Raw genomic sequence first — 18,043 nt, 5'->3', positions numbered from 1 at the left:
GCACCGGTCTTGAAAACCGGCAACCGTTAATAGCGGTTCTAGGGTTCAAATCCCTATCCCTCCACCACCATTGAAAAGCCCGCTGAGAAATCAGCGGGCTTTTTCATATCTGCTATTTAGAAAAACAAAAAAGAGCACTAACGTGCTCCCTCTATTATTCTCTTAATCAACATATCTAAAGTTAACTAGTCAGGGAGATACTTTCCTTCGGCGACTTGCCAGAATGCTCTAATCAGTGGGTTCTCCAGTTGAGATCGTTTACAGCAAACTCCTAATTCAAACGGTTTTATCGGTTCTATTTTCAAACGATCGACTTTGTCTCTCACTGGACTGTTGTTAATGACGACATCAGGAGCTATACCCACTCCACAACCCAGCGCTACCATACTTACAATCGCCTCGTGTCCAGATACCTGGGCGTAAATACTGGGCTTAATCTTCATCTTTTTGAACCATGCATTTGCACGTTCACGAGCAGTACCAGCTTCGGGAATGATAAAAGGCACTTCATTCCAATTTGGCTTTTCGGATTGCAGTTGCTGACTAAAGCTACTGACACCTGATGGGATGATCACTGACAGTGGTATATCGCTGATGGTTTCGAATTCTAATCTTGAAGGCAAAATGTCAGGTTTAGCTGAAATAGCAATATCAGCCTCATCATTCAGTATCTTGTCGATGGATTGTGCTGGATCACCGGTTGATAGCTTAAACTCAATATACGGATGAATAGCCCTGAATTCGGTAATGAGTTCAGGAAGGTGGCTATAGCTTGCTGTTACGGAGCAGAAAATACGGATCTCACCCTTGAGCTCCTGTTCTCCGCCTTTTAGGTGAAGATTATATTGCTGCCACTCGCCAACGATGCTCAATGCCACAGGCAACAGATGTTTCCCTGCAGGTGTGAGGTCAACACTTCGGTTATCCCTGATAAGCAATTCTTGCCCTGTTTCTTCCTCAAGCTTTTGTATTTGACGACTAAGGGCTGAAGGACTGACGTGCATAGCAGCAGCTGTTTTGCTGAAACTCTTGCTATCACATAAATGTATAAATAATTGTAGAGATTTTATGTTCATGTTCTGTGATTGTTCTCATGTTGCATTTATTGCAATAACTAATTGTGAATATATCACTTTAAGCAACGGGGTGCCTGTTTTAGTATGAAGTCATTCGATAGAGAGATATCGACCTTACGGACTTATTTTTAAAGGAGTGCCCTACAATGGCTAACTATTTCAATACATTAAACCTTCGTGAGCAACTAGACCAATTAGGTCGCTGCCGTTTCATGGATCGTGAAGAATTTACGACAGAAGCTGAATATCTTGAAGGTAAGAAAATCGTAATTGTTGGTTGTGGTGCTCAAGGCCTAAACCAAGGTCTAAATATGCGTGATTCTGGTTTAGATGTATCTTACGCTCTACGCCAAGCTGCAATTGATGAGAAGCGTCAATCATTCAAGAATGCTGACGAAAACGGCTTTGTAGTTGGTAGCTACGAAACGCTAATCCCTCAAGCAGACCTAGTTATTAACCTTACTCCTGATAAGCAACACACTAATGTTGTTGAGACAGTAATGCCTCTAATGAAAGAAGGCGCTGCTCTTGGTTACTCTCATGGTTTCAACGTTGTTGAAGAAGGCATGCAATTACGTGCTGACCTTACTGTTGTAATGGTTGCACCTAAGTGTCCAGGTTCTGAAGTACGTGAAGAGTACAAACGTGGCTTCGGTGTTCCAACACTGATCGCTGTTCACCCAGAAAATGACCCTAAAGGCGAAGGCTGGGATATCGCTAAAGCTTGGGCTGCAGGTACAGGTGGTCACCGTGCAGGTTGCCTAGAGTCTTCATTCGTAGCTGAAGTTAAATCTGACCTTATGGGTGAGCAAACTATTCTATGTGGCATGCTACAAGCAGGTTCTATCGTATCTTACGAGAAGATGATTGCTGATGGTATCGAACCAGGCTACGCAGGTAAACTTCTACAATACGGTTGGGAAACGATTACTGAAGCACTTAAGTTCGGTGGCGTAACTCACATGATGGACCGTCTATCTAACCCAGCTAAAGTTAAAGCGTTTGAGCTTTCTGAAGAGCTAAAAGATCTAATGCGTCCGCTTTACAACAAGCACATGGATGACATCATTTCTGGTCACTTCTCTAGCACTATGATGGCTGACTGGGCGAACGATGACGTGAACCTACTAGGCTGGCGTGAAGAGACAGGCGAAACAGCATTCGAAAACTACCCAACTTCTGACGTAGAAATCTCAGAGCAAGAGTACTTCGATAACGGTATCCTTATGGTTGCTATGGTTCGTGCGGGTGTTGAGCTAGCATTCGAAGCAATGACAGCATCTGGCATCATCGATGAGTCTGCTTACTACGAGTCTCTACATGAGCTTCCACTAATCGCAAACACAGTTGCTCGTAAGCGTCTTTACGAAATGAACGTTGTAATCTCTGATACAGCTGAGTACGGTAACTACCTATTCGCAAACGTAGCAACACCGCTACTACGCGAGCAGTTCATGCCTTCAGTTACAACTGACGTAATCGGTCGCGGTCTAGGTGAAACATCCAACCAAGTAGATAACGCTAAGCTAATTGAAGTAAACGAAGCTATCCGTAACCACCCTGTAGAGTACATTGGTGAAGAGCTACGTAGCTACATGAGCGACATGAAGCGTATCGCTGTAGGCGGTTAGTTAGTCGCTTAGATACTGATAAATTTGTAGAAAAAGCAAAGCAGTATCACTAGCTCCTTACAGGTTGGAGCCTTAATTAAGCAACACAACATCTAATAAAAAGGCTTGGTCGCCGTTGACCAAGCCTTTTTTCTTTTAGGCGCAAAGTATTCAAACCAATCAAATGAACATGGCTTGATAGGTCTTCGTCGTCGATTTTCAGTTCTTAATTGAGTCTCAGAAAAATAAAAGGGTTGGTGTTTTCACACCAACCCTTTCAATTTTCTTGCTTTGCGGCTTACTTGTCAGCAATCTTTGCTTCTAAATCCGCTAGCTTCTGTTCCATCTCTGTCAACTTTTGACGAGTGCGTAGCAGAACTTGTGTTTGAACATCAAATTCTTCACGGCTCACAACGTCTAGCTTGTTTAGTTGCCCTTGGATAACTTGGCGAACTTTTTGGTCTACGTCTGAACCCAGTTCTTTAACTGGTTGAGGCATTGAGTCGTGTATTTGCTTAGCAATTTGCTCTAGTTTTTTTGGATCAAACATATCAATTAAAACTCCTGAATATTTCCTACTATTCTATTTAATCGCACTCAAAATGTCGCCTCTGGCGTATAAAAAAAGGCCACCGAAGTAGCCTTTTTAATTGTGAATACGACCTAGAGATTACTTATTATCAGCTAATTCTCTATGCGCCGCTTTTGCTTCGTCGACGCGAGCTAGTTTTTCTAGATCTTTATCTTCAACGAATACTGGTAGAGGCTTATGTTTCTCTGCCAAGTAGCTGTAAATTACAGGTAATACAAACAGAGTAAATAGCGTACCAATCGCTAGACCAGCAACAATTACAATACCAATACTGAAACGCTGAGCTGCACCCGCACCTGTTGCGTACATTAGTGGGATAAGACCTGCAATCATTGCCGCAGTCGTCATCAGAATTGGACGAAGACGTACTTTCGCCGCTTCCATTACCGCTTCAATACGAGTCTTGTTGTTATGTAGCTGTTCTTCTTTTGCTACCTCACAAATCAAGATACCGTGTTTAGTAATTAGACCGACTAGCGTGATCAAACCTACTTGCGAGTAAATATTCATCGATGCGGTTCCCCATGCCAGTGCGACAAGAGCTCCACAAATAGCCAGAGGAACTGACACCATGATAACCAGCGGATCTTTTAGTGATTCGAATTGAATTGCTAGAACCAAGAAAATGATCGCTAGTGCGAGACCAAAAGTAGCATATAAGGCGCTGCCTTCTGTTACGTATTGGCGTGCTTCACCCATGTAATCGTGGTTGTAACCACTTGGTAATTTGGTTGCTGCAATATTCTCAAACCAAGCAATAGCATCACCCATAGCAACGCCAGGAGTCGGAACTGCCCCAATGGTAGCTGAATTCAGCTGATTGAAGTGTGGCAATGAGCGTGGCTCAGCAACAACATCAATAGTGATTAAGCTGCCAAGAGGTACTGCATTACCATCAGCTGCACGAACGTAGTAGTTGTTCATTGATTCTGGGTTTAGACGGTATTTACGCTCAACCTGAGGAATTACCTCATATGAACGGCCGTTTAAGTCAATGCGGTTTACGTAGCCATCAGACATCATTGTGCCAAGAGTGATACCAATGTCTTGCATTGTCACCCCGTAAGCCCCTGCTTTGTCTTTATCGATGTTGATTTTCATCGTGGCAGAATCATAGTTTAAATCGAGGTCAGAATAGACAAACTGAGGGCTTGATTTTACATCAGCAAGAATATCAGTCGTGATCGTGAACAAGCTTTCAAATGAGTTCGGTGTTGTGATAACGAACTGAATTGGTAAGCCTGAACCTGCACCTGGTAACTCTGGCATTTGGAATGCAGTCACTGCCATTCCTGGTACACCACTTACCAGACCGGTAACACGGTTTGCTACTTCAGATTGGCTTGCTTCTCGCTCACTCCAAGGAACCATTGATGCAATACCAAAGGCTTGGTTTGAACTAGGCACACCTGTGAATACTTGTGCATACTTTACTTCAGGTTGATCTGAAAGAATCGCATTCACGTCATTCATGGTGTTCTGCATAAAATCTAAGTTGGCGTTAGAAGGCGCAGTACCCATCAGCATGATTACACCTTTATCTTCTGAAGGTGCGAGTTCACTTGGGATAAACTTAAACAACAATGGTAGTGTGCCGAACACGATCAGTGAAAAAACAATAACCACTGGTCGGCTCTTCATGATGCCACCAAGTATCTTCACATAGCCATTAGCCATTGCATCTAGGCCGTTATGGACCTTTTGCTCGAACTTGCTTGGTTTCGCGTTAGCCTTAAGCATTTTTGAACACATCATAGGCGATAGTGTTAATGCGACAATACCTGATACGAAAACGGCTCCCGCTAATGTAAGAGCAAACTCTTTAAATAGCGAACCGGTGATGCCACCCATTAAAGCAATTGGGGCATAAACCGCGCCTAGTGTCAGTGTCATTGCGATAACTGGTACGGCAATTTCACGGGTACCGATAATAGCGGCGCGGAAAGGGGACTCTCCGAGCTTTATATGCCGGTCGACGTTCTCAAGTACAACGATTGCATCATCAACCACCAAGCCGATAGCCAGTACCATCGCCAGTAGTGTCATCAGGTTCCATGAGAAGCCCATCGCTTGCATTACCATTGCCACACCAATTAGAGAAAGTGGGATAGTAACGATAGGGATAAGTACTGCTCGGAATGAACCAAGGAACAAGGTAATTACGATTAATACAATTAACGCTGCTTCAAGAATAGTTTTAATAACCTCTTGAATAGATTCATTAATAGCAATGGTCGAATCATACATGACATTCATCGAGATGTTGCTTGGTAAGTTCTTCTCTAGTTGAGGAAGAAGCTCAAGAACATCGGCTGCAATGTTGATCGGGTTTGCACTTGGGGCCGCATTTATTGCAGCAACAACGGCTTCTTGACCATTTGCACTCGCTCGGTAAACATCGTGGCTTTTCTCTAAAGAAACCTTAGCGATATCAGAGAGACGAATGATTTCACCTTCGCCACTTTTTACTACTAAGTTCTCTAATTCTTCAGTGTTTGATACCTGAGTATCGGCACTGCCGTTATAAAGAACAAACTCACCCGTTGCTTGACCAGTTGCTGATTGGTAGTTATTGGCATTTAAGACCGTCATAACATCCGAAGCAGTCAAGTTTAATGCTGCCATTTTTGCTGGATCTAGCCATACGCGAAGTGCGTATTTCATACCACCATAAAGGTCAACTTTAGACACACCATTAACCGTAAATAGCTGCGGGTTAATTACTCGTTCTAGGTAATCGGTAATTTGGCTTGAAACCAATTCATCACTCGTAAAACCAATGTAGAGTACAGCCGTAGTCGAACCTGTCGACATGGTTACCGTTGGATCTTCAGATTCTTTAGGAAGCTGAGATCGTACAGAGTTAGTTTTAGCCAATATATCCGACAAAGCCGCATTGGGGTCGGTGTTCAACTTCATATTTACTGTAATAGTAGAAGTACCTAATACAGAGGAAGAAGTCATATAGTCGATATTATCTGCTTGTGCTACCGCCTGCTCGAGAGGTTGGGTGATAAAGCCTTGGATAAGATCGGCACTTGCACCGTAGTAACCAGTTGAAACTGTTACTACGGTATTCGTCATTTCAGGGTATTCTCGCACCTGCATTTTGAAGATTGCTTGTAAGCCAAGTAATGCAATCAAAAAGCTGATGGATACCGCTAGAACTGGACGTTTTATGAAAACATCAGTAAAGCGCATTGTGCCTCCAATTACAGCATTGGTGTTTCAGACGGTGGAGTTAGAGAGTCGCTTTCAACGACTTTAACTTTAGCATCATTACTTAAGCGAACTTGACCTGAAGTCACGACGATATCGCCAGGCTTCACGCCTTCAAGGATGTGCGCTTTGTCTTTTGCTCTTTCACCCACTTTAACTACATGCTGTTTCACACGCATTTCGCCATCTACATCTGAAATAATGTAAACATTGTCACCGTAGAGAGTGAATGTGATAGCAGTTTGAGGAAGCGTTACTTGGTTCTCAAGCTTCGGAAGAATGATGTTGGCACGAGCGAACATACCGCTACGAAGCTTACCGTCATTGTTTGGAATATCGGCTTGAACTTGGATTAAACCACTTTGAACACTTACTGCTGGCTCAATTGCGCTGATAGAACCTTGGAATGGTCGTTCAGGATAAGCATCAACATAAATATCAATTGCCTGACCAACATTGATTCGTGAGATATCATTTTGAGAGACAGTAAAGCGTAGGCGCATTACCGTTGTGTCTTCTAGACGAACGATATCAGTACCTGACTGTAGGTATTGACCAAGGTAAACATTACGAATACCCACTTTACCATCAAAAGGTGCACGAATTTGGCGACGTTCAATAGAGGCTTTTAAGCTCTCAATATCAGCAGATAATGAGAAAAAGTTAGCTTCTGCATCATCATAAGCCTCTTTAGAAATAGAGCCCTTTTTGAATAGACCTTTGTATCGTTTGTATTTAGCTTCAGCTGCAGGTAAACGAGCTTGAGTACTTTTCAAGTTCGCTTTTTCTACTTCTGAATCTAGACGAACAAGTTGTTGATCTTTTTTAACGTCAGTACCAGATTCAAACGAAATTTGATCAATGATACCAGCCGTTTCATTGGCAAGAGTCACACCTTGGTTTGGTTCAATAAAGCCGATTGCCTCAATAACTGGAACCCAGTCAACGGTATCCACTTCCATAGCGGTAACTGGAAAAGCAGGCTCTGGCATATTTGCGAACGCGGCCATTTTTTGTTGGATGTCGTATATGCGATATCCAAAAACGCTACCGAATAGTACAAGTACAATTGATAGCATGATAATCCACTTTTTCATTCTTATTTGAACTCCAAGTTAGTGTTTAATTATTGCATCCCAACTGGCTTCAATAGCGGCATCTAATGCAGCATCATCCAATTGGTAAAAGCCTAAAGAATGCTTACGAGCTAGTGAAACACTAGCGGCTAAGCTCAGACCACTTAATACTTCATTATCAAGCGGTTTAAAAAGTCCTTGCTCTTTACCTTCATTAAATAGCAGTTCGACCTGGGAAAACATAATTCGTTCTAAATCCCGAAATTGAGTGCAATGAGTTGTTGGCAAAGAATCGTATTGAATTCGATTTTTTATTGCAGCAAGGTTAGTCCCAGCTAAGTTCCATATGTTTAACCACATGGTTCGGTAGCGTTGTTTTATTGGTTGTGAATCATCAACGCCTTCTTGTACAGCATTCGCAACTTGTTGAGTAACTTGTATGCGAACCTCTTCAATTAGGTGCTCTTTATCATCAAAATAGCGATAAATAGTACCAGCGGCCACTCCTGCTTGTTTCGCTAATTTATGCATGGATAAGCCTTGAAAGCCTACTTCTGCAATAAGAGCTTCAGCAGCAGAGAGTATCTGAAGACGTTTATCCTGAGATGTATTAATGATCATAAATCATCACCAGTGAATGAACGTTCATTCATTATAGCTTAAGAACCATACATTAATGCAACATAGTTTTGCATGACACGCGTAAAAATCTTGTAAAAGAGAACATAGCATTCCCCGTGTTGCAGCATTATTATAGGAATGTACCTAAACAAGACCTCATTAATTTATGTTGAGAACTCGATGAAACTGAATCCAAGACAAGATGAAGCCGTGAAATACGTTTCTGGCCCCTGCCTCGTTCTAGCGGGCGCTGGCTCAGGTAAAACACGCGTAATCACTAATAAAATTGCTTACTTGGTTCAGCAGTGTGGGTATAAAGCTAGAAATATAGCCGCAGTAACTTTTACCAATAAAGCCGCTCGCGAAATGAAAGAGCGTGTTGGGCAAACTCTTGGGAAAAATGAATCTAAAGGGTTGATAGTGTCTACCTTTCATACGATGGGGCTAACCATTATTCGAAAAGAGTACAAGGCTCTAGGGTTGAAGGCTGGTTTCTCATTGTTTGATGACCAAGATCAGTTAGCACTGTTGAAAGAACTTACAGAAACACAAATTGATGGCGATAAAGATCTGCTGCGTGCATTAATGAGTACTATTTCGAACTGGAAGAATGACATGTTGACGCCAGATCAGGCGAAAGCACGTGCTCAAGGTGAACAAGAACAGTTGTTCGCATTTTGCTTTGAGATGTATCAAAAACAGATGAAAGCTTATAACGCTCTAGATTTTGATGATCTGATCGCGATGCCGGTATTACTGCTGAAAACCAATCAGGAAGTACGTGAACGTTGGCAGTCGCGGATTCGTTACTTGTTGGTTGATGAATACCAAGATACCAACACAAGCCAATATGAATTGGTTCGTTTACTTGTGGGAGAGCGTGGTCGCTTGACGGTAGTAGGCGATGATGACCAATCCATTTACTCCTGGCGTGGCGCAAAGCCTCAAAACTTAGTGTTACTTGGTGAAGATTACCCAAATCTGCGATTGATCAAGCTAGAACAAAACTACCGTTCGACCAGTCGAATCTTGCGAGCAGCGAATATCTTGATCGCTAACAACCCGCACGTTTATGAAAAATCGCTATTCTCTGAGATCCCAGATGGAGAAAAGCTCAAGGTTTTGAATGCTAAGAATGAAGAGCATGAAGCTGAGCGCATTACTGGTGAAATCATTGCGCATAAGTTCTTAAATAGAACGGATTACAAAGCTTATGCTGTGCTTTATCGCGGAAACCATCAATCTCGTTTGATTGAAAAAGCCCTAATGCAAAATAGAGTTCCTTACAAAATCTCTGGTGGGACTTCATTTTTTGCTCGTGCTGAGATTAAAGACATCATGGCTTATCTTAGAGTGTTGGTGAACCCTGATGATGACAACGCCTTCTTACGCATTGTGAATACGCCACGCCGTGAAATTGGTCCTGTCACCTTAGAGAAGTTGGGTAGTTACGCCAACATGCGTGGTAAAAGCTTATTTGCAGCCAGTTTTGAAATGGGGTTGGAACAAACGCTCACAGGGCGAGGCTTAGAAAATCTTCGACGTTTTTCTGATTGGATTGTTCGAATCTCGGATAATGCTGAACGTGGAAATACCGTTGAAGCGGTACGATCTTTGGTTCGTGACATCAACTATGAAGATTGGCTCTACGAAACTTCAGCAAGCCCTAAAGCCGCCGAGATGCGCATGAAAAACGTGTCGGACCTATACAGCTGGATTGTTGCCGATTTAGAAGGTGACAATTACGACAAAGAAGAGAAGACATTAAGAGAAGTGGTTCAACGTTTAACTCTGCGTGACATGATGGAACGCGGCGAAGATGATGAAGATTCTGATCAAGTACAACTAATGACGCTGCATGCTTCTAAAGGTCTAGAGTTCCCTTATGTTTATTTAATGGGAGCAGAAGAAGGTATTTTACCCCACCAAACGAGTGTCGATGAAGGCAATGTAGAAGAAGAACGCCGTCTTATGTATGTAGGCATTACTCGAGCCCAGAAAGAGCTAACATTCACTAAATGTCGTGAGCGTCGACAGTATGGTGAACTCATTAAACCTACGCAGAGCCGTTTTTTAGACGAGCTGCCATTTGAAGATATTGAATGGGAAAATATGAAGAAGCCACAAACCGCAGAAGAGCGTATGGAAAAAGGGCAGGCACATATTGCTAATATAAGGGCGATGTTCAATAAGAAGTAAGACCGTTAGTTAGCGGTATTACTCAATAATGAAATATTAAAAAGGTGACCTTGTGGTCACCTTTTCTGTTTATGTTAGAAGCCGTTTGCTTATTGGATTACAGACCCGCAATCATATGCTCAATAGCATCTACGATTTCGTCATCTGAACAATCCATACAAGAACCTTTAGCGGGCATTGCATTAAAGCCGTTGATCGCATGGTCTTTTAGAATGTCTTTACCTTGAGCGATACGAGGTGCCCAGTCTGCAGCGTCACCTGTTTTAGGTGCTCCGCTTACTCCTGAAGAGTGACAAGCAATACAGAAAGTTCCGTATACCGTTGCGCCATCTCTAGGGCCTGTAGGCTCAGCCTTAACAGGTTCACTACCAACTAAATAGACCTGACCTACTGGTTTGATGCGTTCAGCAATTGCATCTTGTTCAGCTTGGCTCAAGTTTGAAGCCATAGCGGCCGTAGAAAAAGTTAAAGCTGCGATGACAACGGTTAAAATTCGACGAGACATATCCATTAAACTCACTTTACATTCCCAAGGTAAGTACATGCTTACCAATTTATAGTGTTATAGCGGCATCTTGATCCAACTTTGCATGAGCTGCTGTTAAATCAATGTAAATAATGGGTGATTATATCCTGATAAGTTGTTGCAATAAACAACAACTTATACGCTTCAGTGCTTTGTCACGCTCAAACTAGGGGTTTATCACATATTAACTGCTGAAAAATAGACCAAACGATAAAAAAAGTAAAAAAAGTACTAGACGACCTAGGGTGATATACGTATTATTCCACTCCGCCGACAGGGCATGCGCCTGTAGCTCAGCTGGATAGAGCGTTGGCCTCCGGAGCCAAAGGTCGAAGGTTCGAATCCTTTCAGGCGCGCCATCCGGTTACTTATTTCGATAAGTGAGAAATTGGCAACAAAAGAAATAATGGTGGCTATAGCTCAGTTGGTAGAGCCCTGGATTGTGATTCCGGTGGTCGCGAGTTCGAATCTCGTTAGCCACCCCATTCTTTCTTTACAAAAATCGGTAGCTTAGGCTTCCAGTGTTGACTCATTATTCCCAAGAGTTGAGACGAAATTAGTCGGTGAATAGCGCAGCTTGGTAGCGCATCTGGTTTGGGACCAGAGGGTCGGGGGTTCGAATCCCTCTTCACCGACCATTATTTCAATAATCGCTTTAAAGCGGTTATATAAAAAATTAGTGGTGGCTATAGCTCAGTTGGTAGAGCCCTGGATTGTGATTCCGGTGGTCGCGAGTTCGAATCTCGTTAGCCACCCCATTAATTTTGGTAGCTTTTTTAAGCTTCCTGTTTGAGAAATCAAACGAAACGTCTCGGTGAATAGCGCAGCTTGGTAGCGCATCTGGTTTGGGACCAGAGGGTCGGGGGTTCGAATCCCTCTTCACCGACCACCTTAAAAGCCTCGTCAGAAATGACGAGGCTTTTTTCATTTCTAGCGATAAATTTCATTCCAGATGCCAACTCGCTTTAATAGCGCTCTTGATAGCATCCCTTTCTTTATTCTGATGACTAATTTCACACTTTAGATAAATACCTCAATGCGATCGTCATTTCCGACTAGGCTCTATTGTGGGTGTTTTTTATATAAAATCACCTTTGAAGTAAAAACCTATCAAAAATCCAATTTTATGGTCTTATTGACTGTATATGCTTGTAATGATAGTAGTTATATCTGTCTTGTCTGGTTTTAATAGCGTATGTTTTTATTGTGTTAAATTTTAGTTTGATGAATATTTATTGCTAGTCTGCTTGAGGCTATCTCATGTTTTTTAATGATTGGACTTGTTTAACCTCAGTTTTAGCTTAATAAATAGTCTTTGTTGCATATTGAACGTCATTCGTAAATTATATTATATGTTTGAGTTTTGAATAGTTATGCGTCGTTTTTGCTTTCAAATCGTCGAATATCGACTTTTTATCCTAATTTTGTTGCTTTTGTGTGAATTATTTGCCAAATTGTTTGCCGTATAAAATATCAGAACAATATTCTGATATGAATGGATTCAATTTTTCAGACAGGGCAGAAAGCTGCCATAGCAGTAGAGGTCTGGTAATGTCACTTTTAGAAGTTAAAAACCTTCGGATCGAATACCCATCTCGTCATGGAGTTCATGCCGCCGTTAAATCATTGTCGTTCAATATTGAGCGTGGAGAGATTGTCGGCGTAGTTGGCGAGTCTGGAGCGGGTAAATCGACAGTTGGTAATGCTGTGATTGATTTATTAAGCCCTCCTGGTCGTATCGCGAGTGGTGAAGTTTTCCTTGATGGTGAAAAAGTATCAGGACTATCTCCTGAGCAAATGCGCAAAGTACGTGGTTCTAAAATTGGATTTATCTTCCAAGACCCAATGACGTCATTGAACCCGCTATTCACTGTTGAGCAGCAATTAAAAGAAACGATCCATGCCAATATGAAGGTATCGGACGCAGAAGCTTATCAACGTTCATTAGATCTAATGAATCAAGTGGGTATCCCACAACCTGAGAACCGTCTCAAACAGTATCCACACCAATTCTCTGGCGGCATGCGTCAGCGTGTTGTTATTGCGATTGCATTGGCAGGTGAACCTGACCTAATCATCGCAGATGAACCAACAACGGCACTGGATGTTTCTATCCAAGACCAGATCTTGGGTTTGATTCGCGATTTATGTATTAAGAAAAACGTAGGCTGTATGTTGGTTACGCACGATATGGGTGTTGTGTCTAACGTTACCGACCGCGTAGCCGTTATGTATCGTGGTGATTTGGTTGAGTTTGGTCCAACGGCGAAAGTCCTTGGCACGCCTGAACACCCTTATACGCACAGTCTTATCTCAGCGGTTCCTCGTTCAGATCGTAAACTCGATCGTTTCCCTCTTGTGAGCTACATCGAAGAAGCGCATGAGATGGAACCACTTGATGTGAAAAACCACTGGTTAGGTCAAAGCCAAGATCACCGTGATTACACCGGTCCGCTGTTGAATGTTGAAAACGTAAACTTACGCTTTACCACCAAGGACTCTTTCTTTGAGAGTCGTCGTGAGTACGTTCAGGCGTCAAACAACGTGAGTTTTGAAGTGCATGAAGGTGAAACTTTTGGTTTAGTTGGCGAGTCTGGTTCAGGTAAATCAACCATCGCACGTGTAATCGCAGGTTTGTATGCACCTAACTCAGGCAAGGTAACCTTCGAAGGTATTGACCTTACTGGGCTGAAATCTGAAAAAGAGCGTCGTCCAATGCGCCGCCAAATGCAGATGGTATTCCAAAACCCGTACACGTCAATGAATCCACGTATGAAGATTTTTGACATTGTCGCAGAGCCAATTCGCTTCCATAAGCTGACTCGTAACGAGAATGAAACTCGTCAGATCGTTCATGATCTGTTGGAGCACGTAGGTCTTGGAGTGATGGCTGGTGTGAAATATCCGCACGAATTTTCTGGTGGTCAGCGTCAGCGTATTTCTATCGCTCGTGCTTTGGCTACGCGCCCTCGTTTATTGATTTGTGATGAGCCAACATCGGCGTTGGATGTATCAGTACAAGCGCAAATTCTTAACTTATTAAAAGATCTACAAGACGAACTGAATCTCACAATGCTGTTTATCAGCCATGATTTACCGGTTATTCGTCAGATGTGTGATCGTGTTGGTGTGATGCAAATGGGTACGCTACTGGAAGTAGCACCTACTGAGCAGTTATTCAACTCACCACAGCATGAATACAGTCAACACCTAATTTCTTTGATGCCTGAATTTACAGGCTTACGAGAAGAAAAAGCAGTGGCGCAAGCCGCAATATAAAAAAGTTTCAAGCGGTCAAGAAGTACAAGGCTGTACTTGAAAAACAATAACAGACGCAAATACAACAACTAGGGATCTGGATTCCCGCATGAAGGAGTTATGCAAATGAAAACCATGAAAAGCAAATTAGCAGTAGCTTTGATGGCAGCTGGCCTAAGTTTTAGTGCAGCAGCAGCAGATATTACCGTTGGCTACGCAGCTGACCCAGTATCACTTGACCCGCACGAGCAGCTATCTGGTGGCACACTGCAAATGTCTCACATGGTGTTTGACCCTCTAGTACGTTTCACACAAGAAATGGACTTTGAAGGCCGCCTAGCATCAAGCTGGGAACGTGTTGACGATACTACGTTCCGCTTCAACCTACGTCAGGGTGTTAAATTTCACTCAGGTAATGAACTAACAGCTGACGATGTAGTGTGGACTTTCGAACGTCTACAAGCTTCTCCAGACTTTAAGTCAATCTTCACTCCATATGAAAAAATGGTAAAAGTAGATGACTACACAGTTGAGCTAATATCAAAAGCGGCTTACCCACTTGTACTGCAAACAGCAACGTACATTTTCCCAATGGACAGCAAGTTCTACTCGGGCAAAACAGCAGAAGGCACAGACAAGTCAGAAGTTGTTAAGCACGGTAACTCGTTCGCATCAACTAACGTATCAGGTACGGGTCCATTCATTGTGACTCAGCGTGAGCAAGGCGTTAAGGTAACATTTGAGCGTTTCGGCGATTACTGGGATACAGAAACTGAAGGCAACGTAGACAAACTAACGCTAGTACCAATCAAAGAAGACGCGACTCGTGTTGCTGCTCTACTTTCTGGCGATGTAGATATGATTCACCCGGTAGCACCAAACGATCACAAGCGTGTTAAAAACGCTAAGAACATCGATCTAGTGACTTTACCTGGTACTCGTATCATCACGTTCCAAATGAACCAAAACAGCAACGAAGCACTTAAAGATGTACGTGTTCGTCAAGCTATCGTTCATGCAATTAACAATGAAGGTATTGTTAAGAAGATCATGAAAGGTTTTGCAACATCTGCTGGTCAGCAAAGTCCAACAGGTTACGCAGGTCATAATGAAGAGCTAGTACCACGTTACGATCTTAAAGCAGCTAAGAAGCTGATGAAAGAAGCGGGTTACGAGAAAGGCTTCACATTAACAATGGCAGCGCCAAACAACCGTTATGTGAACGATGCAAAAGTAGCGCAAGCTTCTGCTTCAATGCTGTCTAAGATTGGTATCAAAGTTGATCTTAAGACAATGCCAAAAGCACAATACTGGCCTGAGTTTGACCTATGTTCTGCTGACATGATGATGATTGGTTGGCACGCAGATACTGAAGATTCAGCGAACTTCAATGAGTTCTTAACAATGACTCGTAACGAAGAAACGGGTCGTGGTCAATACAACTGTTCTGGTTACTCAAACCCAGAGATGGATGCGATTGTAGAAGCGTCTAACACTGAAACTGACCCTGCTAAACGTTCTAAGATGCTTAAAGGCGTTGAAGCAACACTTTACAATGACGCAGTATTCGTACCGCTACATTGGCAAAGTGAAGCATGGGGCGCGAAGTCTAACGTAGGTGCTGCAGACGTTGTAAACCCTATGGTTATGCCTTACTTCGGTGACCTAGTTGTAAAATAATCTAGCTTGCTAGAATAGAGAGCCTGTCGATTCAGGCTCTCTAATTACTTTAATAAGTAAATCATTAAGTTTCGGTATTTAGTCTTCCTTTCAGTCTGGCTAGATACCTTTTTTAAGACTGAAATATTGAATCCAACTATGTTGTTTTGTTGGATTATCATGGATAGAAAAGGGGCAAGGAATGGTTACGTTTCTGGTCAAGCGCCTGTTTCAGGCACTGATAGTGATGTTTGTGATCAGTTTGGTGGCGTTTGCCATTCAGGATAACCTGGGCGACCCGTTACGTGAGTTAGTCGGTCAATCTGTTTCAGAGGCAGAGCGTCAAGCACTGCGTGATGAACTCGGCTTAAATGATCCCTTCGTTACAAAATATACTCGCTTTGTTGGCGCAGCCGTACAAGGTGATCTCGGTACATCGTACTTCTTCAAACGTCCCGCTGTGGATGTCATCTTAGACAAATTAGTCGCAACACTTGAGCTTGTATTAGGTGCTTCGATTATTATCGTTTGTTTGTCTATTCCCTTAGGTGTTTACTCCGCTATTCATCCTAAAAGCTTTTTTACTAAATTAATAATGGCCGGCAGTAGTGTGGGTATTTCGGTACCGGTATTCTTAACGGCGATTATGTTGATGTATGTCTTCTCTATTGAATTAGGTTGGTTACCTTCCTTTGGTCGCGGTGACACCGCAAACTGGTTTGGCTGGGAATCTGGTTTCTTAACGCTAGATGGCTTGGCGCACCTTGTGCTTCCAAGTATTGCTTTGGCTTCAATCATGCTGCCTTTATTTATCCGTCTTGTACGTTCTGAAATGCTGGAAGTATTGAGCTCGGAATACATCAAATTCGGCAAGGCAAAAGGCCTAGCATTAAATAAAATCTATTACCAACACGCTTTAAAAAATACCATGTTACCTGTATTGACGGTTGGTGGTGTTCAAATTGGTACAATGGTCGCATACACCATTCTTACCGAAACTGTTTTCCAGTGGCCAGGTACTGGCTTCCTTTTCCTTGAAGCAATAAACCGTGTAGATACACCACTTATCACGGCATACGTTATTTTTGTTGGTCTGATTTTCGTTGTGACTAACACAATTGTAGATTTGCTTTACGGCGTAATTAACCCGACAGTGAACATCACAGGGAAAGGAGCATAATCATGGAACAAACATCGACAGTGCCATCTCGCTGGGAGCGATTCAAACAGTCAGATATTCTGTACTATTTCTTACGTGATAAAGTAGCAATGGTGAGCTTTGCTATTTTCGCCGTCTTTTTAGTGATGGCATTAGCTGCACCTATCATTGCTCCTACTGATCCGTATGACGTGACGTCTATTGATATTATGGATTCAGAACTTCCACCGTCATGGATGGAAGATGGTGAAGAGCGCTTCCTTTTAGGTACTGATGAACAAGGTCGTGATATTTTATCGACCATGCTTTACGGCTCTCGTTTATCTTTGACGATTGGCTTTTTGGCGGTTGGTTTACAGTTAACACTAGGGATTGTGATTGGTTTATCTGCAGGCTATTTTGGCGGTCGTATTGATAGCTTCTTAATGCGCTTTGCAGATGTACAGCTTTCCTTCTCGACCATGATGGTGGCGATCATTGTATCTGCCATATTCAAAGCGAGCTTTGGTAGTGACTTCTACTCTCAATATGCGGTGGTAATGCTGGTGGTGATCATCGGCGTGGCGGAATGGCCACAATACGCACGTACTATTCGAGCTTCAGTATTAGCTGAAAAGAAAAAAGAGTATGTGGAAGCGGCGCGAGTGATGGGCTTCAAAGCTCCGCGAATTATGTTCCGTCATATTTTGCCAAACTGTCTATCACCTATCTTGGTTATTTCAACGGTACAAGTGGCAAATGCCATTATGTCGGAAGCGGCACTTTCTTTCCTAGGTTTAGGTCTTCCGGTTGATCAACCTTCACTTGGTGCACTAATCAGTACTGGTTTTAACTACATTTTCTCTGGGGCATGGTGGATCACTGCTTTCCCTGGTGTGCTACTGGTAACGCTAGTTCTGGTGATTAACCTGCTTGGTGACTGGTTACGTGATGTATTTAACCCTAAAATCTATAAAGGGTGATCAGATCCAATTGATTTTTAATCAAAAAACTCACTAAACTAAGAGTCGTAAGCAATTACGGCTCTTTTTTTGCTTATAAGTTAATA

12 protein-coding genes and 5 tRNA genes are annotated in these 18,043 nt (G+C 42.6%); 11 read left to right on the top strand and 6 right to left on the bottom strand.

Annotated elements, in window-relative coordinates:
• Positions 1 to 185: 185 nt before the first annotated feature.
• Complete coding sequence (gene ilvY, locus F0226_RS05485) at positions 186 to 1,076, bottom strand: HTH-type transcriptional activator IlvY (protein WP_029223704.1); 891 nt, start codon at positions 1,074 to 1,076, stop codon at positions 186 to 188.
• A gap of 146 nt (positions 1,077 to 1,222) precedes the next feature.
• On the opposite strand from ilvY, the gene ilvC reads away from it, so the two are divergent.
• Positions 1,223 to 2,707 (top strand): ketol-acid reductoisomerase, encoded by a 1,485-nt coding sequence (gene ilvC / locus F0226_RS05480; protein ID WP_171734699.1) that lies wholly within the window; start codon positions 1,223 to 1,225, stop codon positions 2,705 to 2,707.
• Positions 2,708 to 2,984: 277 nt separating this feature from the next.
• On the opposite strand, the gene F0226_RS05475 is transcribed toward ilvC, so the two are convergent.
• From F0226_RS05475 to F0226_RS05460, 4 genes are all read right to left on the bottom strand, one after another.
• Entirely contained in the window at positions 2,985 to 3,236 is a 252-nt protein-coding gene (locus tag F0226_RS05475; RefSeq protein ID WP_009848085.1) for an accessory factor UbiK family protein, read from the bottom strand.
• 120 nt (positions 3,237 to 3,356) lie between these two features.
• Entirely contained in the window at positions 3,357 to 6,479 is a 3,123-nt protein-coding gene (locus F0226_RS05470) for a multidrug efflux RND transporter permease subunit (protein WP_171734698.1), read from the bottom strand.
• 11 nt (positions 6,480 to 6,490) lie between these two features.
• Entirely contained in the window at positions 6,491 to 7,594 is a 1,104-nt protein-coding gene (locus F0226_RS05465) for an efflux RND transporter periplasmic adaptor subunit (RefSeq protein WP_171734697.1), read from the bottom strand.
• A gap of 18 nt (positions 7,595 to 7,612) precedes the next feature.
• The gene (locus tag F0226_RS05460; protein ID WP_171734696.1) at positions 7,613 to 8,194 is read right to left on the bottom strand and encodes a TetR/AcrR family transcriptional regulator; all 582 of its coding nucleotides are present in this window, start codon (positions 8,192 to 8,194) and stop codon (positions 7,613 to 7,615) included.
• 180 nt (positions 8,195 to 8,374) lie between these two features.
• On the opposite strand from F0226_RS05460, the gene rep reads away from it, so the two are divergent.
• Positions 8,375 to 10,393, top strand: coding sequence for a DNA helicase Rep (rep, locus tag F0226_RS05455; RefSeq protein ID WP_171734695.1), 2,019 nt, complete (start codon positions 8,375 to 8,377; stop codon positions 10,391 to 10,393).
• 97 nt (positions 10,394 to 10,490) lie between these two features.
• Here the strand turns inward: rep and F0226_RS05450 are convergent, their stop codons facing one another.
• Positions 10,491 to 10,904 (bottom strand): cytochrome c5 family protein, encoded by a 414-nt coding sequence (locus F0226_RS05450; protein WP_137374121.1) that lies wholly within the window; start codon positions 10,902 to 10,904, stop codon positions 10,491 to 10,493.
• A gap of 297 nt (positions 10,905 to 11,201) precedes the next feature.
• Between F0226_RS05450 and F0226_RS05445 the strand changes: the two genes are divergently transcribed.
• The 9 genes from F0226_RS05445 (at position 11,202) to F0226_RS05405 (ending at position 17,957) form a co-directional block, all read left to right on the top strand.
• Positions 11,202 to 11,278: transfer RNA gene (locus F0226_RS05445), tRNA-Arg, on the top strand.
• Between the two features lie 50 nt (positions 11,279 to 11,328).
• Positions 11,329 to 11,404, top strand: a tRNA-His gene (locus tag F0226_RS05440).
• A 76-nt stretch (positions 11,405 to 11,480) separates the two neighbouring features.
• Positions 11,481 to 11,557 (top strand) — tRNA-Pro (locus F0226_RS05435).
• 44 nt (positions 11,558 to 11,601) lie between these two features.
• Positions 11,602 to 11,677, top strand: a tRNA-His gene (locus F0226_RS05430).
• A 54-nt stretch (positions 11,678 to 11,731) separates the two neighbouring features.
• Positions 11,732 to 11,808: transfer RNA gene (locus tag F0226_RS05425), tRNA-Pro, on the top strand.
• A gap of 662 nt (positions 11,809 to 12,470) precedes the next feature.
• Entirely contained in the window at positions 12,471 to 14,198 is a 1,728-nt protein-coding gene (locus F0226_RS05420) for an ABC transporter ATP-binding protein (RefSeq protein ID WP_171734694.1), read from the top strand.
• Positions 14,199 to 14,303: 105 nt separating this feature from the next.
• Positions 14,304 to 15,857, top strand: a complete 1,554-nt coding sequence (locus tag F0226_RS05415; RefSeq protein ID WP_171734693.1) for an ABC transporter substrate-binding protein — start codon at positions 14,304 to 14,306, stop codon at positions 15,855 to 15,857.
• Between the two features lie 181 nt (positions 15,858 to 16,038).
• Positions 16,039 to 17,016 carry an ABC transporter permease gene (locus tag F0226_RS05410; protein WP_171734692.1) on the top strand — a complete coding sequence of 326 codons (978 nt, stop codon included), beginning with the start codon at positions 16,039 to 16,041 and terminating at the stop codon, positions 17,014 to 17,016.
• A gap of 2 nt (positions 17,017 to 17,018) precedes the next feature.
• The gene (locus tag F0226_RS05405) at positions 17,019 to 17,957 is read left to right on the top strand and encodes an ABC transporter permease (protein ID WP_171734691.1); all 939 of its coding nucleotides are present in this window, start codon (positions 17,019 to 17,021) and stop codon (positions 17,955 to 17,957) included.
• Positions 17,958 to 18,043: the final 86 nt, after the last annotated feature.

The organism is Vibrio sp. 99-70-13A1 (genome assembly GCF_013114625.1).
Lineage (GTDB): Bacteria > Pseudomonadota > Gammaproteobacteria > Enterobacterales > Vibrionaceae > Vibrio.
Note: the sequence above shows the minus strand (reverse complement) of the source record. Positions and strands in the feature narration are given on the sequence as shown.